This is a genomic window from Tenggerimyces flavus (assembly GCF_016907715.1).
GTDB lineage: Bacteria > Actinomycetota > Actinomycetes > Propionibacteriales > Actinopolymorphaceae > Tenggerimyces > Tenggerimyces flavus.
In genome coordinates this window covers 3,145,793-3,166,642 of record NZ_JAFBCM010000001.1, presented here as the reverse complement: position 1 = coordinate 3,166,642, position 20,850 = coordinate 3,145,793, and the positions used below count along the sequence as shown (strand labels likewise).

The window sequence follows — 20,850 nt, the reverse complement described above, 5'->3', positions numbered from 1 at the left end:
CTGGCTCCGCGGATCTAAGGGATCAGCCGGAGCCGGCGGCGACCAGGCCCGACTCGTACGCGAACACGACCGCCTGGGCGCGGTCGCGGAGGTCGAGCTTGGTGAAGATGCGGCCGATGTGGGTCTTGACGGTCTGCTCCGCGACCACCAGCTGGGCGGCGATCTCGGTGTTGGACAGGCCGCGCGCGATCAACGTGAGCACCTCGGCCTCGCGGGCGGTCAGCGCGTTCAACGCAGGCGCGCGATGGCGTACGGCGGGCCGGTTGCGGGCGAAGTCCTCGATCAGCCGCTTCGTCACCGAGGGCGCGAGCAGCGCGTCGCCGCCGTGGACGACGCGGACGGCGGCGACGAGGTCCTGCGGCGGCGCGTCCTTCAGCAGGAACCCGCTCGCCCCGACCCGCAGCGCCTCATAGACGTAGTCGTCCACGTCGAACGTCGTGAGCATCAGGACTTTCGGCCGGTGCTCCACGCCTTTCGGAGGGTCGAGCAGCTGCCGGGCCGCCTCGAGGCCGTCCATCTCGGGCATGCGGACGTCCATAAGTACGACGTCAGGATGCAGGGTCCGCGACCTTTGGACCGCCTCGGCGCCGTTCGACGCGTCTCCGACGACCTCGATGTCGGACTGCGCGGCCAGCAGGGCGGCGAACCCGGCCCGCACCATCGCCTGGTCGTCGACGACCAGAACGCGGATCGTCACAGCTCCTCCTCGTGCGCGTCGGCGGCGAGCGGAATCGTCGCCACCACCTCGAATCCCCCGTCTTGACGCGGCGCCGCGGACAACGTCCCGCCGAGCATGGCGGTCCGTTCCCGCATGCCGACCAGTCCATGACCGTCGCGGTTCTGCTCCAACGGCATGACGGCGCCCTCGGGCTCGGCGTTCGTGACGCGAATCGTCAGCTCGGTGGGCGACCCGTTCAGCGCCACCCTGGTCTCGGCGCCGGGCGCGTGCCGGATGACGTTGCTCAACGCCTCCTGGACGATCCGATAGCCGGTCAACGAGACCGTCTCCGAGACCTTCGTCGGGAGATCGTTCGCCTCGTACCGGACGTTCGTCCCGGCCCGGCGGGTCGCCTCGACGAGCGCGCCGATCCCGTCCAGCCCGGGTTGCGGCGCCCGGTCGCCGGACTCGCTCGACTCGTCCGACCGCAGAACGGCCAGCAGCCGGCGCATCTCCGACAACGACTGGCGCGCGGACTCGCTGATCGAGGTGAACTCCTGCTTCGCCTCCTCCGACAGCTCGCCCAGCCGGTACTCGGCGGTCGACGCCTGCACGGCGATCATCGACATGTGGTGCGCGACCACGTCGTGCATCTCCCGCGCGATCCTGGTGCGCTCCTCGAGCAGCTGCCGCCGGGACCGTTCCTCGGCGGTGACGAGCTCTTCCTGGACGACGCGTTGGCGGGCGAGGGCGCTCGTTCGGATGGCGGCGCCGATCACGAGCGCGACGGCGGCGAGCATCCACTGCGAGGCGTTCGTGTCGGTGTACGGGTACGTGGGCTCGTGCTGGCTCGCGAACGTGCCGGCGATGCCGACGAGCAGCCAGCTCGCGATCGCGATCCACAGCCGGTGCCGGCGGGCGACGGCGTACTGGATCGGGAGGTACGCGATCAGCGCGTGCGGCAGCCACGGCCAGGGCTGCGTGCCGTTGCCGGGGATCGGGACGACCGCGAACGGGACGACGAAGATGCCGGTCATCGCGAGGAACCAGCCGAGCAGCGGCCGGTGGCCGGCGACGATCAGCGGGACGACCTGCCAGGCGGCGAAGATGAGTGCGGTGGCCCCGGGCTGCCAGGCGAAGTCCTGGGGCCAGAGCGGGCCGGTCGTGTAGTCGGTGTTGGTGAACTGCGTACCGGCCGCGATGAGCGGGATGGCGAGGACGACCGAGCCCGGGCCGACGAGGCGGAAGATCGTCCTGATCGACAGCAGCTTGAACGGGAGGTCCGAGTCGTCCGGGCCCAGCAGCAGGTTGACGACCGCGCGCAGCATCGTCCCGGCGGCCCGTCGGCCACGTCCGGGACGCTGGTCGCGGAGAGTCTTTGCCATGCCACGGCCAGCGTAGGGTCGCCGGCCGCCCGAACGCGTGACCCCAGGGTCGTACTCGCACGTGGCTCCCCGGTGTGACGGGCAGGTCTGACGTGGGCTTTAAGGCTGGCTGAGGGTTTGTCCCGAATCTGGATGACCATGACGACCCAGCCCACGCGGCGTACCCGCCGCAAGTTCACCCAGAAGCAGATCGCCGTGCTGTTCGTCGTGGCGGGCCTGGTCCTCGCGGCGTTCTACGTCGTGGACCGGGTCGTGCTGAATCCGTGGTCGATGTCGACCGGTGGCCGGCCGGCACTGTCCGGCTATTGGCAGGGGACGGCCGACTTCACGCCGGGAGGTCGGCGCAACGTCGTGGTCGAGTTCAGGTACGAGTTCGGGACAGGCACGTCGCGTAGTCACAGCTACGACCCGCTCGCGGGAACGATGAAGACCTGCGGCTCGGACGGCACCCGCGAGGCACACCTGTTCGGGGACTCGGAGAACCGCTCGGGCAGCCTGTTCGAGGTCAGCACGTCGTACGAGGGCACCGGACCTGGCGACTACATCTTCGACCTGCGCGGCGAGTGGGAGGGTGATCGGGTCGGGATGCGGGCGAGATACTCCGTCCAGCTCCCGGAAGGTCAGTACCTTCCCAGCGACAAGACGACCGGCTCGCTCGCGTTCGAGCTGCGCCGGACCACGAAGGCCACGTTCGAAGCCACCTGTCCGACCTGACCTTTCAGGACTTGAACACGCCGTGTGGTGTTGACGGCACCGGCTTCTGCTTCCAGGATCGGGTCCGATGATCTCGCGCGTTGGTGACGTGGGCCGTGCGGTTCCAACGTTGAAGAACGCGCCTGGTCGGGCCAACGACGGCACCAGGAGGGAACCCATGTCAGACAACCTGCCCCGACGCCATGTGTTGCGCGCGGCCGGAGTTCTCGGGCTCGGAGCTGCAGCGGTCGGCGCGCTCAACGGCCAGTCGGCCGCCGCGCCCGTGGCGACGTCCGCGCCGTTGGGTCACGGGCGACTGGACATTCGCAAGGAGCCGTTCGGGACGACGCCGGAGGGCAAGAACGTCGACGTCTACACGTTCTCCAACGGCAAGGTCACGATCTCCATGCTGACCTGGGGCGCGACGATCCAGCGGATCGACCTCCCGGACCGCCGCGGCCGGAAGAAGAACGTCAGCCTGGGCTTCGACAACCTCGACGACTACCGGATGAAGAGCCCGTACTTCGGCGCGACGATCGGCCGGTACGGCAACCGGATCGCCAAGGGCCAGTTCTCGATCGACGGGGTGCAGTACCAGATCCCGCCGAACAACGGCGAGAACGCGCTGCACGGCGGGCCGGTCGGCTTCGACAAGAACGTCTGGGACGCGAAGGTGGTCCGTTCCGACCATGCGATCGGCGTGTCGTTCAGCCTGGTCAGCCCGGACGGCGACCAGGGCTTCCCGGGCACGCTGACGACGAACGTGACGTACACGCTGAACCGCCGCAACGAGCTCCGCGTCGAGTACCGCGCGAGCACTGACAAGGCGACGGTCGTCAACCTCACCAACCACACGTACTTCAACCTGGCAGGTGAGGGCAACGGTGCGATCTACGACCACGTCCTGAAGCTGAACGCGCCGAAGTACACCCCGGTCGACGCCGGCCTGATCCCGACGGGCGAGCTGCCCTCGGTGTCGGGCACGCCGTTCGACTTCCGTTCGCCGCAGACCATCGGGTCGCGGATCCGGTCGAACCACCCGCAGATGTTGATCGGGCGGGGGTACGACCACAACTTCGTGCTCGGCGCGGCGGGCAAGGACGGCTTCCGGCTCGCGGCCAAGGCGTGGGAACCGGAGAGCGGCCGGACCCTGACCGTCCACACCACCGAGCCCGGCGTGCAGGTGTACACGGGCAACTTCCTCGACGGCTCGATCGTGGGGATCGGCGGGAACGCCTACCGGCAGGGCGACGCGTTCTGCCTGGAGACGCAGCACTTCCCGGACTCGCCGAACCAGCCGAGCTTCCCGTCCACGCTGCTGCGGCCGGGCAAGACGCTGAAGTCGACGACGATCTTCGCCTTCGGCACCCACTGAGTGACTGGTCCGAGGAATCGCGGTCCCCGGGCCGCGATTCCTCGGACACCTCGGGCGTGGTTCCTTCTACGCTCGCCTGCGTGACGGAGGTCGTACCCCACATCGGAACGCTGCGGGAGAAGCATCTCCACGCGGCGCTGAAGCAGTGGTACGCGCGTCCGGGGGACCGGTTCGAGGTCCCGGTCGACGGGTTCGTCGTCGACCTGGTGCGCGGAGACCAGCTGATCGAGGTGCAGACGCGCGGCTTCTCGTCGATGAAGCGCAAGGCGGTCGCGCTGCTGGGACTCGGGCATCGGTTGCGGATCGTCCATCCGATCCCGGTCGACAAGTGGATCGTGAAGATCGACGCCGACGGAGTCCTGGTGAGCCGCCGCCGCTCGCCGCGCCACGGCAGCGCGGCGGACATCTTCGGTGAGCTCGTGAGCATCGCCGACGTGTTGGGACATCCGCTGTTGGAGATCGAGGTCCTGCTGACCACGGTGGAAGAGCACTGGCGGCACGGCCTGCACCGAGCCTGGCGTCGCCGCGGCTGGTCGGTGGTCGAACGAAGGCTGCTCGAGGTCGTCCAGGCCGTACGACTCGACAACCTGGCCGACCTGCTCCCCCAAGACCTCCCCGAAGAGTTCACCACGGCAGACCTGGCCAAGAAGCTGAGCCGTCCCCAGCGCGCGGCCCAACAGATGGCCTACTGCCTGCGCCGAGTCGGCACCGTCACCGCCGTGGGCAAGCAGGGCAACGCGGTGATCTACCAGAGGACTTCGAACGAGCAGCCGTAGAGATGTTGCTGGCCGGCCCCGGGTTCCAGGCCAGGGCCGGCCATGGGCGTCACCGCGGAACGTGGGGGATCAGGGCACGTGTTCCTTGGTGACATCCACAGTTCTACGGCCGCCCGCTTGGAACTGACTGGGACCGCACTACGCAGCCCACTACGCAGCACCTACGCAGGGGGGAGGTCGCGGCCCGACCACACGGCTGCCAGACCGGCCCGCGAGGTGACGCCGAGCTTGGCGTACACCCGCTGCAGGTGCGTCTCCACCGTTCGCGCCGACAGGTCCAGCCGCCCCGCGATCTCCCGGCTCGACGCCCCGTGCGCCGCCAGCGCGGCGATCTCGGTCTCCCGCCGGGTCAGGGCCGAACGATCGGCCCGGCCACCGACGACGGGTTCGGAACGTTCCGACCCACTCCCCACCCGGCCGAGCTCCCGTTCGGCCTCCTCCAACACCAACCGGGCGCCGCAGTCCGAGGCCAGCGACGCCGCCCGGCGCAGGTTCAGCGACGCGCGACCGGAGTCGCCCGAGGCCGCCCAGGCCTGGCCGGCGAGCAGGTACGAGCGCGCCATGTTGTACCGGCTCGGCGCCAACGAGTGCCGCTCGGCCGCCTCGATCGCCCGCACCGCCGCGGCCGCCGCCTGGCCGCGCGCCAGCTGGACCCGGGCCCTCGCCAGCAGAGCGTTCCCCGCCCGCGTCGGCAGCCGTGGATGCGACGCCGCCTCGGCCCGCGATGCCCATCCGTCAGCCGACTCCAAGCCGCCCCGGGCCAGCTCGACCGCGGTGATGTACTCGTAGAACACCGGCTTGGTCAGCCGGTCGAACAGCGATGCCTCCGGCCCGCCGGCAGCACGTAGCAGCTCGTCGACGCTCGTGTCCTCGCCCGCCGCGATCCGGATCACCGTCAACGCGAACGTCCGCGCCGCCCTGGCCCGGTCCCCCGCCGGCTGCGCGACAGCCTGCTCCCCCGCCCGCAGCGCCTCAGCCAGGTCGCCGTACAACAGGGCGGCCCAGGCCCGCGTGATGAACGCCAACGCCCGCAGCTCCGCGCTCGGCGACAGCATCGCCGCGTCCACCGCGGTCTCGGCCGCCGCCAAGGACTCGTCCAGCGAACCGAGCGAACGAAGCACGATCGACCGCATGCTGTAGAGGTAGCCGAGCAGGTAGACCTGCCCGCCGCCCTGCGCCAGCGCGACCGCGCGCTCGACGTGCCGCAGACCCTCGGAGTACCGGTCCAGCGGGACCGCGGCCCACGCCGCCCAGTAGAGGGCCTCGAGCCGCGGCGAGATCTCCGCGTCGTACATGCCGTCGATCAACGAGGTCGCCACATCGAGCCACGCGCCCGCCTCGTCGACCGCGCCGACCATCAGCTGACCGTTCGCGAGCACCGCCGCCGCGGTCGCCTCCAATGCCCGGTCGCCGTGCCGCCGGGCGGCGGCCATCGCCTCCATCGCGCTGTCCAGGTTGCCGCCGTACTCGCCGCGGAAGTGCGCCGTCGCGGTCAGCTCGAGCTTCAGCGCGGCCGCCTCGACCGAGTCCTCCTTGCCCAGCACGGACAGCTCGCGCCGCAACAGTGCCGCCGCCTCGTCGTGCCGGCCGAGCATCCGCTCGGCCATCACGCACAGGCTGACGGCGCGGGTACGGGCCGAGCTCGGCGCCGCCGGAAGCTCGGCGAGAATCTCGTGCACGATGTCGCGGCTCGCCGCCAGCTGTCCTGCGACCGCCAACGCCTGCGCGCGGTTCAGCGAGATCTCGATCCGGCGCGCCGAGGTCGCCGGCTCGGTCGGCAGCAGCTGCAGCGCGACGTCGAACCAGTGCGCCGCCGTCGCCGGCGCCCGCGCCATGCTCTCCGCCGCGGCCTGGGTCAGGACCTCGATCGCCTCCTGGTCGCCCGCCTCCGCCGAGTACTCCACGTGGTGGGGGCGGGCGGCGAACGGTGCGCCGCGACGTTCCAACGCCGACGCGGCACGCGCGTGCACGGCGAGCCTGGAGATCTCGCTCAGCGTCTGGTACGTGACGTGCCGCACGAGCGGGTGCCGGAACTGGAACCGCCGCGACCCCTCGGCCGGACGCACGAGATCGAGCCCCAACAGCTCTTCGATCAACGCCAGCACGTTCGCCGGCGCCAACCCGGCTACCTCGGCGACGAGCTCGGGATCGAACGGGTCGCCGAGAACCGCCGCGGCCTGGGCCGCCAGCCGCGCCTCGGGCGAAGCGGTCCGCAGCTCCGAGGCGAGCGCCGACTGCACCGCCGCCGGGACCTCGCCGATCTCGGCCGGCATCGGATGCCCGCCGTCGCTCGGCGACGAACGCGCCAACGCGTCCAGGTAGAACGGGTTCCCGCCACTCGCGAAGTGCAACGCCTGTTGACGTTCCGACGTCACCTCGGGGCCGAGGATGCGCGCGGTGTCCGACGCCGACAGCGGTGTCAAGCGGACCTTGCGTACCAGCCCGTCGTCCGCGGCGAGGTTCAGCGAACCCGCGACGGTCGCGCTGAGCTGACGCGGCCGGTACGCCAGCGCCAGCAGCACCGCGGCGGCCGGCGGATGCCGCAGCAGGTAGCCGACCAGCTCGACCGACGCGTGGTCGGCCCAGTGCAGGTCGTCGAGAACGAACACCAGCGAACCGTTGCTCGCGAGCTGCTCCAACAACCGCCGGATCGCCCTGTGGACGCGGAACCGCTCGGCCTCGACCAGGTTCTCGCTCGGCGTCGTACTCGCGTCGGCGAGCGACGGGAACACGCCGGCGAACTGGCTCGCGTCGATGCCGAGCTGCTTCACCCCGTCCGCGCCGAGCTTGGCGAGCTGGTCGTCGAGCGCGTCGACGAACACCGCGTACGGCAGCATGCCCTGGAACTCCGCCGCCCGGCCGGCGAGCACGAGGTGGTCGCGGCTCTCCGCGAGCCGCCGCAGCTCGGCGAGCAGCCGCGACTTGCCGATGCCCGGCTCGCCGACGATCTCGACGACGCGGAAGCCGCCGCCGGAGTCGTTCAGCTGGTCGACCTCGTCGGAGAGCAGCGCGACCTCGTCCTCGCGTCCGACCAGCCCGACGCGATCGGACTGTTTGGACCGCTCGGTCGCCCTCGCTCGTGCCGCGCGGGGTTGGGAGATCCGTTCGGCCTGGGCGAGGATGTCGGACTCGAGCTGCCGCAACGCCGGTCCTGGGTCGAGGCCGAGCTCGTCGGCGAGCACGGTCCTGGCCTGGCGCAGCGTCGCGAGTGCGTCGCCCTGCCTTCCGGCGCGGTAGAGCGCCAGCGCGAGCAGCCTCCAGCCCTCCTCGCGCAACGGGTGTTCGGCGACGTGGGCCTGGAGCTCCGCGACGGTCTCGGCCGCTTGGCCCAGCGCCAAGGCAGCCACCGCGAGTCGTTCGGTCGCGACCCGGCGCAGCTCCTCGAGCCGCGCGGCCTCGGCGTGGGCCCAGGGCACGTCGGCGAACTCCGCGTACGCCGGCCCGCGCCACAGGTTGATCGCCTCGACCAGTCGCGCCTGCGCGGAAGCGGGCTCGGTGGGAAGCAGCCGTCCGGCCTCGACGAGCAGCGCCTCGAAGTGCCATGCGTCGACGTCTTCGGGAGCGAGCCTCAGCACGTACCCGGGCGACGCGGTGACCAGGATGTTGGCCGGCGTCCGCGGCGGGCGGTCGGGTTCGAGGACGCGCCGCAGCTGTGACACGTACCCCTGGATCGTGGCGAGCGCGCCGGGCGGTGCCTCGTCGTTCCAGATGTCGTCGATGAGCCGTTCGACCGGAACGACCTGACCACGCGCGACGACGAGACGGGCGAGGACAGCACGCTGCCGCGCGCCGCCCAGCTCCAGCGGCACGCTTACTCGGTCGGCCGCGAACGGCCCCAGGACCCGTAGCGCCACCATGCCAAGAGCCAAGCTATGTGCTCAGTACGAGCGCCGTCCGCCGGATCCGGTCAGCCAGACCCGCGCGTTTGTTGTGATCATGGGTCCGATGGTGTCAGGTACGAGAGGAGAAACCCGCGAGTCGCCTGTTGTTATCGCCGGGCCGGTACAGGGTGTTCACCGCGCTCCTGGTCTGGCGGGGCTTCTGGAGGGGATCCTTTTGATGGGGAGGTCGACGTGCGCGTGCTCGTAGTGGGCGGCTCGGGAAAGGTCGGGTCGCTGACGCTGCCCTACCTCGCGGAGCGGCACGAGGTGCGGGTCTTCGACCTGAAGCCGCCGCGACCCGACGTACCAGCCGAGTACGTCGGTGGCGACCTCCGCGACTTCGACGCGCTGCGTTCGGCGGCCGAAGGCCGGGACGCGTTGCTGTTCATGGCGATGGGCCCGATGGCGGACTGGGGCAGCCCGGAGAACGGGCGGCTGCACTTCGACGTCGCCGCCGGCGGCCTCTATCTCGCGCTGCGCGCCGCACACGAGAGTGGCATCACGCACGCGGTCTACACCAGCAGCATGTCGGTGTACTCGTTGCGCGGCCACGAGCAGCGCGCCGCGTACCCGGACGAGACCGTGCCGACCGACGCGACCGGTTTCTACGGGCTGGCGAAGCGGTTCGGCGAGCTGGTCTGCGAGGGCGCGGTGCTGGACTACGGGATGAGCGTCGTCGCGTTGCGGCTCTGCTTCCCGGTCGCCGACGACGAGTTCCCGATCACCGAGCCGCCGGAACGCGCGATCCTCTGCACCTCGGCACGCGACGTCGCCGCTGCGCTGTTGGCCGGGCTGGACCGCCAGGGCCACGGCTTCGAGGCGTTCGGGATCAGCGGCGACGGGAACGAGCGGATGGTGTCGCTCCGCAAGGCTCGTGAGGTGCTCGGCTGGTCGCCGCGGGACGTCACTCCTTGATGGTCCGCGCCTATTCGGCCTTGGGCACGAGGTCGAGTGCAGCGGGTGGACGTGGCTTGTCGGTGACCCAGCCGGCGTCGAGAACGGCGACGCGAACACCGTTCGGCCTCTGCATCCCCAGCACGCCGCCGGTCTTCGGATCGAGCAGGAGCTGCGTGCCCTGCTCGTCGCCGGAACGTTCGATCGCCAGGCCGGCGCGGCCATAGAGGTCGTCGACCCTGCCGACGTAGTGGATGCCGGGGAGATCGGCCAGGACCTTCAGGGCACTGGCGCGCTGCGCGGGTGTGGCCGCGGTGTCGACGAGGAGCTCGCTGAGGACCGCGAACAGCCAGCTGTCTGGATCGTCGTTCTCCTTCGGGTCACGCATCGTCAGCAGCGTGTCGACGAGTTTGTCGGGTTGAGTCGACAGTTTCTGCACGATGATGCCGTTCAGGTCGGCCGCGCCGAGGTAGTTCGCGGGGTCGTCGACCAGGCGTCCTTCGTCGGGGAGCTGGACGACGAGCAACGGGGTGGGCTTCGGGGCGTCGGCGAGCTGCACCTTGACGGCGATCGGCTTGCCCGCCTCCTCGTGGGCCTGGGAGTCGGCGGGGCTGGAGGGCCGCAGTGAGAGCATGCGGAGCCCGGCCGCGGTCATCCCCTTCTCGCCGCCCCAGTGCTCGGCGACGACCGTCAGCTCCATCTTGTAGGGCACGCGGTTGGCGAACGTGACGACCGTGGTCGAGGTGAGGTTGCGGATCCGCCAGTAGTACCCGGTGGGCTTGGATCTGGCGGCTTCGTACGTCGCTGCCTTGCCGATCATCTCGGTGGCGTTCGGGAACGGGGTGGGGCTCGACGGTGGTCCCGCGGGCGTGACGGCGCTCTGCGGTGGGCTGGTCGCCGGCTGGTGGTCCTGGTCGGGGATGAGCTGCGGGACGAGCGAGGCGCCGATGACGCCGGCGGCCGCGACGAGTGCGGTGATCGCGAGGCGGAGGTGGTGGGACTTTGTCCTGCGTACCTCGGTGCGGGTCAGCCGGTCGAGCTTCGCGCGGGCGTCGGCGACGGTGTCCGGGTCCGGGGCTGCCGGCTGGGCGAGGACGTCGCGGAGGAGGCGTTCTTCCTCGTTCATCCTTGCGCCTCCCGGGTCGGGTCGGCGCCGCCGAGGGACTGGCGTACGTGCTTGCGGGCGCGGTTGAGGCGGGAGCAGACCGTTCCGTAGGCGATGTCGAGGGCCTGGGCGACCTCGGTGTAGCTGAGTCCAGCAAGGGCGACGAGCAGCAGGACGTCGCGGTCGCCGGCGTTGAGGCGCGCGAGGGCGCCGGCGAGCTGGCGCTGGATGCTCTGGGCGTCGACGCGTTCGGTGGTGCGTTCCTCGTGGCTGTCGGTGTCCTTCTGCGGGCCGAGGCGTTCGATCGCGTGGTAGGCGCGGAGCTCGACGCGGCGGTGGCGCTTGATCAGGTTGGTGGCGATGCCGTACAGCCAGGCCCGCACGTCGCCCCGCTCGGCGTCGTAGCGGTCGCGCTGGCGGAAGGCGGCGAGGAACGTCTCCGCGGCCAGATCGTCGGCGATGTCCTTGGTGAGCCGGCGGGCGAGGTAGCCGTGGATCTCGGCGAAGTAGCGGTCGAAGATGGCGCCGAACCGTTCGGGCTCGGTCCGGGACTTCTGCACGATCTCCGCGTCGGCACTCGCGTTCGGGCGCGCTTGCGCCTGGTTGCGCAGGATGCCGACCGCGGTGGCCATCTACCCCCCTCGAGCGTGGTTTCGTACGTTCTTGCCCGAAGGATGCCGACCCCTTCTCCTTGGTTGCGGGCGGTGGCCTGATGCGGCCACCTGTCCTCATGATTGAGACATTGGGACACGCCTCGCCAGACCGGGCGCCGGGACGGCAAGCGGACTAAAGTCCGCCCTGATGAGTGACGAGTTGCTGAGCATCGGGTCCGAGCCGCCGCCCCGGGAGCGGGCGGATGCGGCGCGGAATCGGCTGAAGATTCTGGCTGCCGCGGAGCGGTTGTTCGCCCGACATGGCGTCGGCAACGTCTCGATGGACCAGGTCGCCGCCGAGGCGGGCGTCGGCAAGGGGACGCTGTTCCGGCGGTTCGGCGACAAGGCCGGCCTCGCGGTCGCCCTGCTCGGCGAGCGCGAGAAGCAGCTCCAACAGCAGATCCTCCAGGGCGACCCGCCGCTCGGTCCCGGCGCCGAGCCGAGGGAACGGCTCAGGGCGTTCCTGCACGCGTACGCCGACCTGCTCGACGCTCACCTCGATCTCATCCACATGTCCGAGACCGCGAGCCCCGGCGCTCGCTTCCGGATCGGCGCCTACCAGCTCTGGCGCAAGCACGTCGCGATCCTGATCAACCAAGCCAACCCCACAGCAGACGCCGACTTCCTCGCCCAGGCGATCCTCGCCTCCCTCGCCGCCGACCAACGCAAGGCCACCAAGGACGAGTTCCCCACGCACAGGCTCAAGCAAGGGCTCGACACGATCGCCGACAAGCTCACCAGCTAGCGGGTTTCCGACCTCAACACCGCGAGCACGCCGAGATGTCGGCGCGCCGAGGTACGTTCCACAACCATGACAACCATGACAACCACCGCCGACAAGGTCGCGCAGTTCCGCAAGCTCCACGAGGGTCCCGGCGCCTTCGTCATGCCCAACCCCTGGGACGCCGGCAGCGCCAAGGTGCTCGCGGGCCTCGGCTACAAGGCGCTCGCCAGCTCCAGCGGCGCGCTCGCGTTCACGCTCGGCCGCGTCGACGGCGCCAACCTCGTCACCCGCGAGCAGGCGATCGCCCACGCCAAGCAGATCGCGGACGCCACCGATCTCCCGGTGAACGGCGACCTCGAGCGCGGCTTCGGCGACAGCCCCGACGACGCCGCGGAGACGATCCGGCAGGCAGCCGCGGCTGGGCTCGCCGGCGCCTCGATCGAGGACGCGACCGCCAACCCGGACAAGCCGATCTACGACCTCGAGCACGCCAAGGACCGCATCCGCGCCGCCGCCGAGGCAGCCAAGAACGCCGAGAACGGCTTCGTCCTCACCGCGCGCGCCGAGAACTTCCTGTACGGCATCAGCGACCTCGCCGATACCATCGCCCGACTCCAGGCGTACGAGGAGGCCGGCGCCGACGTCCTCTACTGCCCCGGCGTCACCGACCTCGACGACATCCGCGCGGTCTGCGACGCCGTCGGCAAGCCGGTCAACGTCCTCCCGCTCACGCCGACCCTCACCGTCAAGGCCATCGAGGACGCCGGCGCCAAGCGCATCAGCCTCGGCACCTGGTTCCACAACGCCGCGCTCGCCGGGTTCCTCCAGGCCGCGCAGGAGCTCAAGGACAACGGCACGTTCGAGTTCTTCGGCAACTCGCGCGCCGACGTCAAGCCCTACCTGCAAAGCTAGATCGGGCGGGGCGTCGTCCCCGCCATCGTCGAGCCCCGGTACGTCAGCGCGATCCGCTCCGTTGCCGTGTCGGGGTTGTCGACACGAACGAGGAAGCTGTACGCGAGCTCGTCCTCGGCCAGCCGCAGCGCGACGTCGGACTCCGAGACCCGACCGTCCGCGTTCTTCAATGCCACCAGATACGGCTTCAGCCGCGCCTCGATGTCCTTCCGCGCCCGCATCGTCGGCCACCACGTCACGATCGCCAACAAAACAAGGGCGAACGGTGTCGCCGTGAACACCACGAGCCGCGCCCACGGCTGCGACACCCCGCCGAACGCGATCGCCACCGCGATCACCGCGAACACCACGCCGTACAACCAACCCCACGACGACGTCAGCGCCGCCGGGTGCGACGTACGCTGCCGCCGGAACCGCGGCGCGATCCCGGTCAACGACACCTGCCAGCGCTGCAACGAGCGGCTCCCCGACGAGGCGGCAAGCCCGCCCAGCGCGACCGCGATTCCCAACAAAACAAGCAGAACCAGCCCGATCGAACGTCCCGAAGCCGACCCCAGCGCGTTCCACCACTCGACGAACTGCGCCGCGATGTCCTCGTCGTACCGGGTGATCAACCACGCGATCACCGCCACCAACGCGCACAGCACCACGACGGCGGCCGCGGTCAGTCCGAGCCGCGTCCGCGTGAACGACACCGGCGGCTGGAATCCCAACCGGGTAACAAGTTTCGCGGTCAGGTCCGACATCACCGCAGGTGGCGTACGGCTCGGCACGCCCAACATCCCGAGCACGACGAACCCGACGACGACCAGCGCCGCACCGATCACGATGCCCGCGGCGTTGCCGGTGTCGTCGTCGGCCCAGCGGAACCCGGCGTACACCGTCAGCGGTAAGACTGGCGCCAGCAGGACGAGCCCGTGCAGCAACGTGCCCGTACGCAACGCCGCGAACCCGAACGTCGTCAGCAAAGCCGCGACGCCCAGCGCCGTCACCCACCCCGGCGCCCCCGCGACCAGCGCGACGCTCAGCGAGATGCCGCCGAACGCCAACACCAGAAGGGCAACGAACCGCGCCGCCGAGCCGGACAGGGTGAGTCCGAACACCATCCAGTACGGCAACAACGAAGCACCACGCACGCTCCGCGTCACGGCCTTCACCGCCGGGATGCCGACCTTGTCGCTGTCGAGCAGCGTCACGCCCACCGCCGCGGCCGTCGCCGCCGTACGGATCATCTGGTCGCTGCCACGTTCGATCGACAGGTCCTCGCGTCCGATGCCCGCCCGGTCGAACGCGCGCAACGCCTGCACACCGAGACTCAACCGTTCCGAGGCGGCCGTCGCGTGGTTCAGCCGCGACACCTGCCCCAACAGCACGGCCTCGGAGTCGAGGAAGAGCTGTCCTCGGCTCCGCCTGTTCGCACCCTCCGCGCGGTCGGCGTGGATCGCGCGTGCGAGCGCGGGCAGCTCCTCGAGCACGATCTCGATGTGCAACGCCCACGCGACGTACTCCGCCAACCAGGGCAGGTAGCGCCCGTCCTCCTCCGACGGATCGCGCTCCGACAATGCGTGCAGCTCCGCCAGTGCCCGCGCGCCGCACTCGCGGACGACCTCTGGCAGCTGCTCGTCGGCGGTCACCCCGAACAGGTTGGCCGTCAGCGAGGCGAAGTCCTCCGAGACCAGCGCCGCACTCCGTTCGCCGCGCAGCAACGCGAGCCGCCGCAGCCGCCGCGGGTCGGCGACCGTACGAGCCAACGCCGTCGCCGCGTCCAGCCGACCCCACGTCCAGTCGTTGATTCGCCAAGACTCCTTGAGGAAACCGCCGAAGCGGTGCACGGACGCGCCGCCCACCTTGTCGTCCGGCTCCGTGCTGTGTTCGACGAACGCGTTCGGCGTGTGCAGGCTCAGCTGCACGAGCTGCACCGGTCCGCCGCGGGTCTGCGGCGGTTCGGCGATGCAGGTCGCGCACACCATCAGCGCGATCAGCCGCCCGAGCGTCCTGGTCACCGCGTCGGCGGGCTCGCCCGGCAGCGCGTCGGAGTCGAGCAGGTCGCACCAGGCCTGCATGGTGCGGGCCTCGCTCGGCGTCGCGCCCATCGGGTCGCGCAGGTACGGGCAGGTCTCCAGCGCGAGCCGCGCGAGGTCCCGAGCCTGCTCCAGCGTTCGCGCGCCGAGGGTCGACGAGGTACCGACCAGCTGCGTCGCGTACTCCTCGAGCCGCTCGCGCCAATGCTCGGCCGACGGTTCCTCGGCGCCCGGCGTGAACACCGCCGTGTCGATCTCGGCGTGCAGGTCGGCGAGCTTGCCCCGGATCTCGTGCAGCCGTTTGCGCAGCGCCTTCTCGTACACCTCCGCCATGACCTCCGGGCTCGCGACCCGGAAGACGAGCGCGATGACGTCGAGCAGCGCGTCGGAGAGCTGGTCGAGGATCGGCAGCCCCCAGCCCCAGGACGTTCCGTCCTTCCAGGTCTCGCTGTCGGCGGTCGGCGCGTGCGCGCCGGGCGTGAGCGTGGACCAGTCGAGCGCCGTCCGCCAGGTCCAGTGCGACGGCGCGTACGGCAGCTCGCCGCGGACCGGGATGCCGGGCGGGAGCGCGGCGACGGCGTACGAACGTTGCGCCTGCTCCGCGGCCTCGCGGACGCGGTCCCACGGCCACCCCGGCTGGCTCGGCGTCCGGTCCGCGATCTCGCTGGCCTCCTCGCGGATGCGCAGCTCGCGGTAGTGCGGCTGCAGCGGCTCGGCCAGGTCGAACAGGCGCTCCGGCATCGGCGTCGACCCCGCGCGGGCGAGGTTGACGAGCACGTCGCGCAGCCCGCCGCGGCGCGCGGTCGCCTCGCGGCTGTACCGCTCGACCTCGTCGACGAACGACTTGTTGCTCTGGCTCGACCGCGCGCCGAGGATCATCGACGCGGCCTCGGCGACGGTCGGCGGGTCGTTCGGGTCGTCGGCGCGGGCCGCACTGGGAAGGCCGGCGTGCGGGTGGACGACGAGCATGACCCGCCGTACGGAGTCGCTCGCCGGCATCTTGTCGATCGCCTCGAGCGCGGCCTGGGTGGGTGTGTTGACGAGCAGCCCGCCGTCGACGGTGTAGCGGGACAGGTCACGTACGCCGCCGGACCGGTCGGCCTCGGCCCAAGAGACGGCGTTCGCCATGTTCGGCCGCCCGTTGGTGGTGTCGGAGCCGTCGAACACGACCGGGATGAACGACGGCTCGAACGCCAGCGGGAAGCTCGCCGTGCTCCTGGCCGCGAGCGCCAGCTTGTCGACGGTGGCCTCGATCCGTTCGGCTGAGAAGTCGTCGGGCGTCTGCCACTGCCCGTTCACCAACGTGCGCGCGGTCGGGCCGCGGCGGAAGCTGAACGTCTCGTCGTGGGTGGTCTGCTTGAGCGGCTGGCCGAGCGAGTCGACCGTGACGCGCTGTGCGCCGGTGAGCAGCGAGGTCGTGATGGTGAGGTCGACGGGACGTTCGTCGATCGGGCGGGGGTTCCAACGTCGTGCCAGCTGCCGGAAGGCGTCGCGCAGCCTGGGCAGAAAGTATTCGTCCCCCTGCAAAAGTGAGGTGGGACTGCCACGGAACGGCTTGCGGAACATACTTTCGAGGCGGCCCTGGTCAGCCCATAAGTCGCGGAGCAGCCGCAAGTCGGCGTTGACACTGACCTGGGCGACCGAGAGGAACGCGCCGTTGATGCCGCCGGCGCTGGAACCGGTGATGACGTCGGCGCGGGCCTCGGAGCCCATCAGGTCGAGCAGCGCGGCGTACGGTCCTTCGCGCCTGGTCAGGCGGTCGATCTCGAGCGTCGCGCCGCCCATCCAGATCGCGAGACTCACGCCGCCGTTGAGGACGACCGCGAGCCGGATCTCCTCGACGGGCAGGCTGGGCTCGACCGGCCGGTCGGACATCCGGGGCCTCCTAGTGACGGCTAGACACGATCCCCGAGCACACAGTAGGGGGCTCAGGTGGCGAAGATCGTCGGATTCCGCAGGTTGACCGGATGATAGGGGCGTGGCTTATGAGTTGAGCTCCCGGCTCGTGGTGGGTGTGGCGTCGAGTGCGCTCTTCGACCTGGCGGAGTCCGATGCGTACTTCCGTTCGCACGGCGAGGTCGCGTACCGCGTCTACCAGGACGAACGGGTCGACGACACGTTGCGGCCGGGCGTGGCGTTCCCGTTCGTGCAACGGCTGCTCGCGCTGAACGACCTCCGCCCGGGCGACGGCCTGGTCGAGGTGATCGTGCTGTCGAAGAACGACCCGACCACTGGCCTGCGGGTGTTGCGATCGATCGCGACCCATGGCCTGGACATCACCCGCTCCGCGTTCACCCAGGGCAAGGCTCCCTACGCGTACATCCCCGCGTTCGAGATGTCCCTGTTCCTCTCCGGGAACCGGGCGGACGTCGACGCCGCCATCGCGGCCGGCTGTCCGGCTGGCCACGTCCTGCCGTCGGCAGCCGTCTACGACGAAGCCGACCGTGAGCTGCGGGTCGCGTTCGACTTCGACGGGGTGCTCGCCAGCGACGAGTCCGAACGCGTCTACCGTTCGGCCGGCGACCTCGCGCCGTACCACGAGCACGAGCTGAGCCGCCGGTTCGAGGCGCTGGCCAAGGGCCCGTTGCAGCCGCTGCTCGCCAAGCTGAACGCGATCCAAGCGCTCGAGGAGGAGCGTCGGCTCTCGACCGGCACCTACGTTCCGCGGCTGCGGATCGCCCTCGTCACGGCACGCAGCGCTCCCGCGCTCGATCGTGCGATCCACTCGTTGCGGGACTGGGGCGTCCAGGTCAACGACGCGTTCTTCCTGGGCGGGATCGAGAAGGCGCGCGTGTTGGAGGTGCTGCGGCCGCACATCTTCTTCGACGACCAGAGGACGCATTTCGCCGACTTCGTCGCGGGGGTGCACATCCCGTACGGCGTCGCGAACGAGCCGTCTAGATGATCGATTCCAAGGGGTTAGTGGTCGTAGGCCAGGAGTGATCGCTTGATCGGTTGGCTGGTGTGATCGTTGTGCCAGATCGCGGTAGTCATGGCCAGGACGCGTTGGAGGACGCGGACCCAGACGCCTGCGGGGGTGTGGCCGCCGTGGTGTTCGAGGTCGAGTTGGCCTTTGAAGGTGTCGTTGATCGACTCGATGACTTGTCGTAGCGGTTGGAAGAACTCGGCGCCTGCCCGTGGGGTTTCGCCTTTGCGGGTCGGGCGGAGCAGGTGGAGGCCGGCGTCGGCCAGGGCGGTCTCGAACTCGCGGCCGTAGTAGTTCTTGTCCGCGATCACGATCTGCCCGACCCTCCCGGTGGTCAGGTCGGGGTCGGCGTGGAGGACGCCGAGCAGGATCTGACGTTCGTCGGCCTTCGCTCCGGTCAGGGCGAACCCGACCGGTAGCCCGTGCAGGGTGCACAGCAGATGCAGCCGCAGTCCCCAAAAGAAGCGGGAGTGGCTGGCGCAGTAGCCGTACTCAGCCCAACCGGCCAGATCGGAACGACGCGCGGTCTCGCGTGATCGACCGCACTCGACCGGAGTCGAGTCGACCACCCACACATCGTCGGTCCACATCGTGGTGTCGCGGGCCAGCACCCCGACCAACCAACCGATCGTCGAGCCCAACCGCCGCAGCCGCTTGTTGTAACCGGGCTGCTTGGGCAGATACGGGAACAACGCCCGCAGGTGGCTCCGGGCATAGCGCAACCAGCGCGCCTCGCTGGTGTGTCCGAGCAGTGCCTGCATCACCGCCAAGGTGACCAGTTCAGCGTCACTGATCTTCGGAACGATCCCCACCGCAGGACGCCATGGCGCTCGTTCCGGCGCCGACTTCAACCAATCATCGGTCCGCACGTACAGTGCTGTCGCGAGGGTGTCCAGGTCAGCGTCCACGAAGGTCTCCACGAGATCGGCGTCGGGTAAGCAACGCCGATCCTGGACACCCTCCACCTCAGCCAACACTCACCACGCCGAACCACACCCCTTGGAATCGATCATCTAGTGGAGATGGGTTCTGAGCGAGAAGCGCTTGGCGAGAGGGGTCTCGAGGCGTTCGCCGGTCGCCAGGTCCGCGGTGAGCTGGCCGACCAGCGGGGCGAACTTGGCGCCGTGGCCGGAGCAGGGTGAGCAGACGACGATGTTGCCGTACCGGTCGAGGACCCAGTCCTCGGACTGCGTCCAGGTGTAGAGGCAGGAGGCCTCGTTGAACGGGCCGGCCTCGAGGCCGGGCAGGCGTTTGGTCACGTAGTCGACGACGCGTTGGCGGGCGGCGGGGTCGATCGTTCCGGTGCGGGTGTCGGCGGTGGTGACGGTGCCGTTCTCGTGCTCGCCGATCTTGATCACGCCCGGTCGGCCGCCGTCGCGCCCGGCGGGTACGCCGTAGAACGTGACGTTGCCGGCGACGCCGTCGCGGTAGATGAACGTCGGCCACTCGACCGACGGGTCGGCGAGGCCGAAGTGGAAGACCGACTCCTGGGTGACGCGGAGCGGCGGGAGCGTGACAAGGCCTGCGAGCAGGTCGGTGGTCCAGGCGCCGGCCGCGGAGACGACGGTGGTGGCGGTCCAGGACTCCTCGCGGGTGTGCACCCAGGCGAGGTCGTCGGCGAGCTCGATCTTGTGGACGGGTGCGTTCTCGCGTACGAGGGCGCCGTCGGCTCTGGCCTGCTTGATCATCGCGTGGACGGCTCGTTCGGCGTCGATGACCCCGGCTTCGGGGTGGAACATGACGGGACCGTCGAAGACCATGCCGGGCCATCGCGCCTGGGCCTCGGTCTGGTCGAGCAGCTCGGCTTGGACGCGGGAGGCCTTGAGGACGTCGGTGAGCGCCTTCGGCCCGCGGGAGGCGCCGTGGTCGAGGCCGCCTGTGAGGGTGAGCAGCTGTTCGCCGGTCTGGTGCTCGAGCTCGCGCCACAGCTCGCCGGCTTTGCCCGTGAGCTTGACGTACATCGGGTCGGGATAGGCGCGCCGGAAGATCCTGGCGCTGCCGTGCGAGCTGCCGCCCTTGTGCCCGAACTCGTGGGCCTCCATCAGAACGACGGACCGCCCGCGTCCGGCGAGCGCCCATGCGGTGGCCGCCCCCATCAGCCCACCGCCGACCACGATCGCGTCGACGTCCGCGCGCTTGCCCATACCGCTCACCATCTGCTTACTGTCCGCAACAGTGCGCACAGAGCGTAACGAACCCAATGAGGGTGAAGGTAGCTGTCATTCGACCAATCGACCACCCCACGCCCAAACTGGCCTCCGCCAGACCTGAACGCAGGCAGCAACGAAAAAGGCCCCGAGGGGCCCAAATGCTGGTGTCGACAAGAGCAACCCCGTGGGGCGGCCACGAGCCGGCACCGTGGGGGGTCCGGGGGGTCGTCCCCCCGGGGGAAATGACGCGGAGACGCGGCCGGCGCTTTTAGCCGGCACGCGTCGCTCCGCACCGCAAAAGGGCCCCGAAGGGGCCCAAACGCTGGTGTCGACAAGAGCAACCCCGTGGGGCGGCCACGAGCCGGCACCGTGGGGGGTCCGGGGGGTCGTCCCCCCGGGGGAAATGACGCGGAGACGCGGCCGGCGCTTTTAGCCGGCACGCGTCGCTCCGCACCGCAAAAGGGCCCCGAAGGGGCCCAAACGCTGGTGTCGACAAGAGCAACCCCGTGGGGCGGCCACGAGCCGGCACCGTGGGGGGTCCGGGGGGTCGTCCCCCCGGGGGAAATGACGCGGAGACGCGGCCGGCGCTTTTAGCCGGCACGCGTCGCTCCGCACCGCAAAAGGGCCCCGAAGGGGCCCAAACGCTGGTGTCGACAAGAGCAACCCCGTGGGGCGGCCACGAGCCGGCACCGTGGGG

At 70.2% G+C, this 20,850-nt stretch carries 15 protein-coding genes; 7 read left to right on the top strand and 8 right to left on the bottom strand.

Features of this window, described 5'->3' with window-relative positions; translation table 11 throughout:
• Positions 1-22: 22 nt before the first annotated feature.
• Both JOD67_RS14815 and JOD67_RS14810 read right to left on the bottom strand, forming a co-directional pair.
• The gene (locus JOD67_RS14815) at positions 23-697 is read right to left on the bottom strand and encodes a response regulator (protein WP_205118026.1); all 675 of its coding nucleotides are present in this window, start codon (positions 695-697) and stop codon (positions 23-25) included.
• Entirely contained in the window at positions 694-2,043 is a 1,350-nt protein-coding gene (locus JOD67_RS14810; RefSeq protein ID WP_205118025.1) for a sensor histidine kinase, read from the bottom strand. The genes JOD67_RS14815 and JOD67_RS14810 overlap by 4 nt, the downstream gene beginning before the upstream one ends.
• 138 nt (positions 2,044-2,181) lie before the next feature.
• Between JOD67_RS14810 and JOD67_RS14805 the strand changes: the two genes are divergently transcribed.
• The 3 genes from JOD67_RS14805 to JOD67_RS14795 all read left to right on the top strand — a co-directional run bounded on the left by JOD67_RS14805 (position 2,182) and on the right by JOD67_RS14795 (position 4,887).
• On the top strand, positions 2,182-2,757 hold the full coding sequence (locus JOD67_RS14805) for a hypothetical protein (RefSeq protein ID WP_205118024.1): 576 nt from the start codon (positions 2,182-2,184) through the stop codon (positions 2,755-2,757).
• Between the two features lie 157 nt (positions 2,758-2,914).
• Positions 2,915-4,111, top strand: a complete 1,197-nt coding sequence (locus JOD67_RS14800; protein ID WP_205118023.1) for an aldose epimerase family protein — start codon at positions 2,915-2,917, stop codon at positions 4,109-4,111.
• Between the two features lie 80 nt (positions 4,112-4,191).
• The gene (locus tag JOD67_RS14795) at positions 4,192-4,887 is read left to right on the top strand and encodes a DUF8091 domain-containing protein (protein ID WP_205118022.1); all 696 of its coding nucleotides are present in this window, start codon (positions 4,192-4,194) and stop codon (positions 4,885-4,887) included.
• A 161-nt stretch (positions 4,888-5,048) separates the two neighbouring features.
• Here JOD67_RS14795 and JOD67_RS41180 read toward each other — a convergent pair whose 3' ends face one another.
• Positions 5,049-8,744, bottom strand: a complete 3,696-nt coding sequence (locus JOD67_RS41180) for a BTAD domain-containing putative transcriptional regulator (protein ID WP_205118021.1) — start codon at positions 8,742-8,744, stop codon at positions 5,049-5,051.
• 216 nt (positions 8,745-8,960) lie between these two features.
• Here JOD67_RS41180 and JOD67_RS14785 point away from each other — a divergent pair, with 216 nt between their 5' ends.
• A complete protein-coding gene (locus tag JOD67_RS14785; protein ID WP_205118020.1) occupies positions 8,961-9,683 on the top strand; it encodes an NAD-dependent epimerase/dehydratase family protein in 723 nt (240 codons plus the stop codon).
• A gap of 10 nt (positions 9,684-9,693) precedes the next feature.
• Here the strand turns inward: JOD67_RS14785 and JOD67_RS14780 are convergent, their stop codons facing one another.
• Entirely contained in the window at positions 9,694-10,788 is a 1,095-nt protein-coding gene (locus JOD67_RS14780) for a CU044_5270 family protein (RefSeq protein WP_205118019.1), read from the bottom strand.
• Positions 10,785-11,399 (bottom strand): RNA polymerase sigma factor, encoded by a 615-nt coding sequence (locus JOD67_RS14775; RefSeq protein WP_205118018.1) that lies wholly within the window; start codon positions 11,397-11,399, stop codon positions 10,785-10,787. The genes JOD67_RS14780 and JOD67_RS14775 overlap by 4 nt, the downstream gene beginning before the upstream one ends.
• A gap of 169 nt (positions 11,400-11,568) precedes the next feature.
• On the opposite strand from JOD67_RS14775, the gene JOD67_RS14770 reads away from it, so the two are divergent.
• Complete coding sequence (locus tag JOD67_RS14770) at positions 11,569-12,165, top strand: TetR/AcrR family transcriptional regulator (protein ID WP_205118017.1); 597 nt, start codon at positions 11,569-11,571, stop codon at positions 12,163-12,165.
• Between the two features lie 75 nt (positions 12,166-12,240).
• Positions 12,241-13,056, top strand: a complete 816-nt coding sequence (locus tag JOD67_RS14765) for an isocitrate lyase/PEP mutase family protein (protein ID WP_205118016.1) — start codon at positions 12,241-12,243, stop codon at positions 13,054-13,056.
• On the opposite strand, the gene JOD67_RS14760 is transcribed toward JOD67_RS14765, so the two are convergent.
• Positions 13,053-16,952, bottom strand: coding sequence for a patatin-like protein (locus JOD67_RS14760; RefSeq protein WP_205118015.1), 3,900 nt, complete (start codon positions 16,950-16,952; stop codon positions 13,053-13,055). The genes JOD67_RS14765 and JOD67_RS14760 overlap by 4 nt on opposite strands.
• 103 nt (positions 16,953-17,055) lie before the next feature.
• Here JOD67_RS14760 and JOD67_RS14755 point away from each other — a divergent pair, with 103 nt between their 5' ends.
• Entirely contained in the window at positions 17,056-17,982 is a 927-nt protein-coding gene (locus tag JOD67_RS14755; RefSeq protein WP_205118014.1) for a 5'-nucleotidase, read from the top strand.
• Between the two features lie 14 nt (positions 17,983-17,996).
• Here JOD67_RS14755 and JOD67_RS14750 read toward each other — a convergent pair whose 3' ends face one another.
• A complete protein-coding gene (locus tag JOD67_RS14750) occupies positions 17,997-18,911 on the bottom strand; it encodes an IS982 family transposase (protein ID WP_205118013.1) in 915 nt (304 codons plus the stop codon).
• Positions 18,912-19,016: 105 nt separating this feature from the next.
• On the bottom strand, positions 19,017-20,159 hold the full coding sequence (locus JOD67_RS14745; protein WP_205118012.1) for an FAD-dependent oxidoreductase: 1,143 nt from the start codon (positions 20,157-20,159) through the stop codon (positions 19,017-19,019).
• Positions 20,160-20,850: the final 691 nt, after the last annotated feature.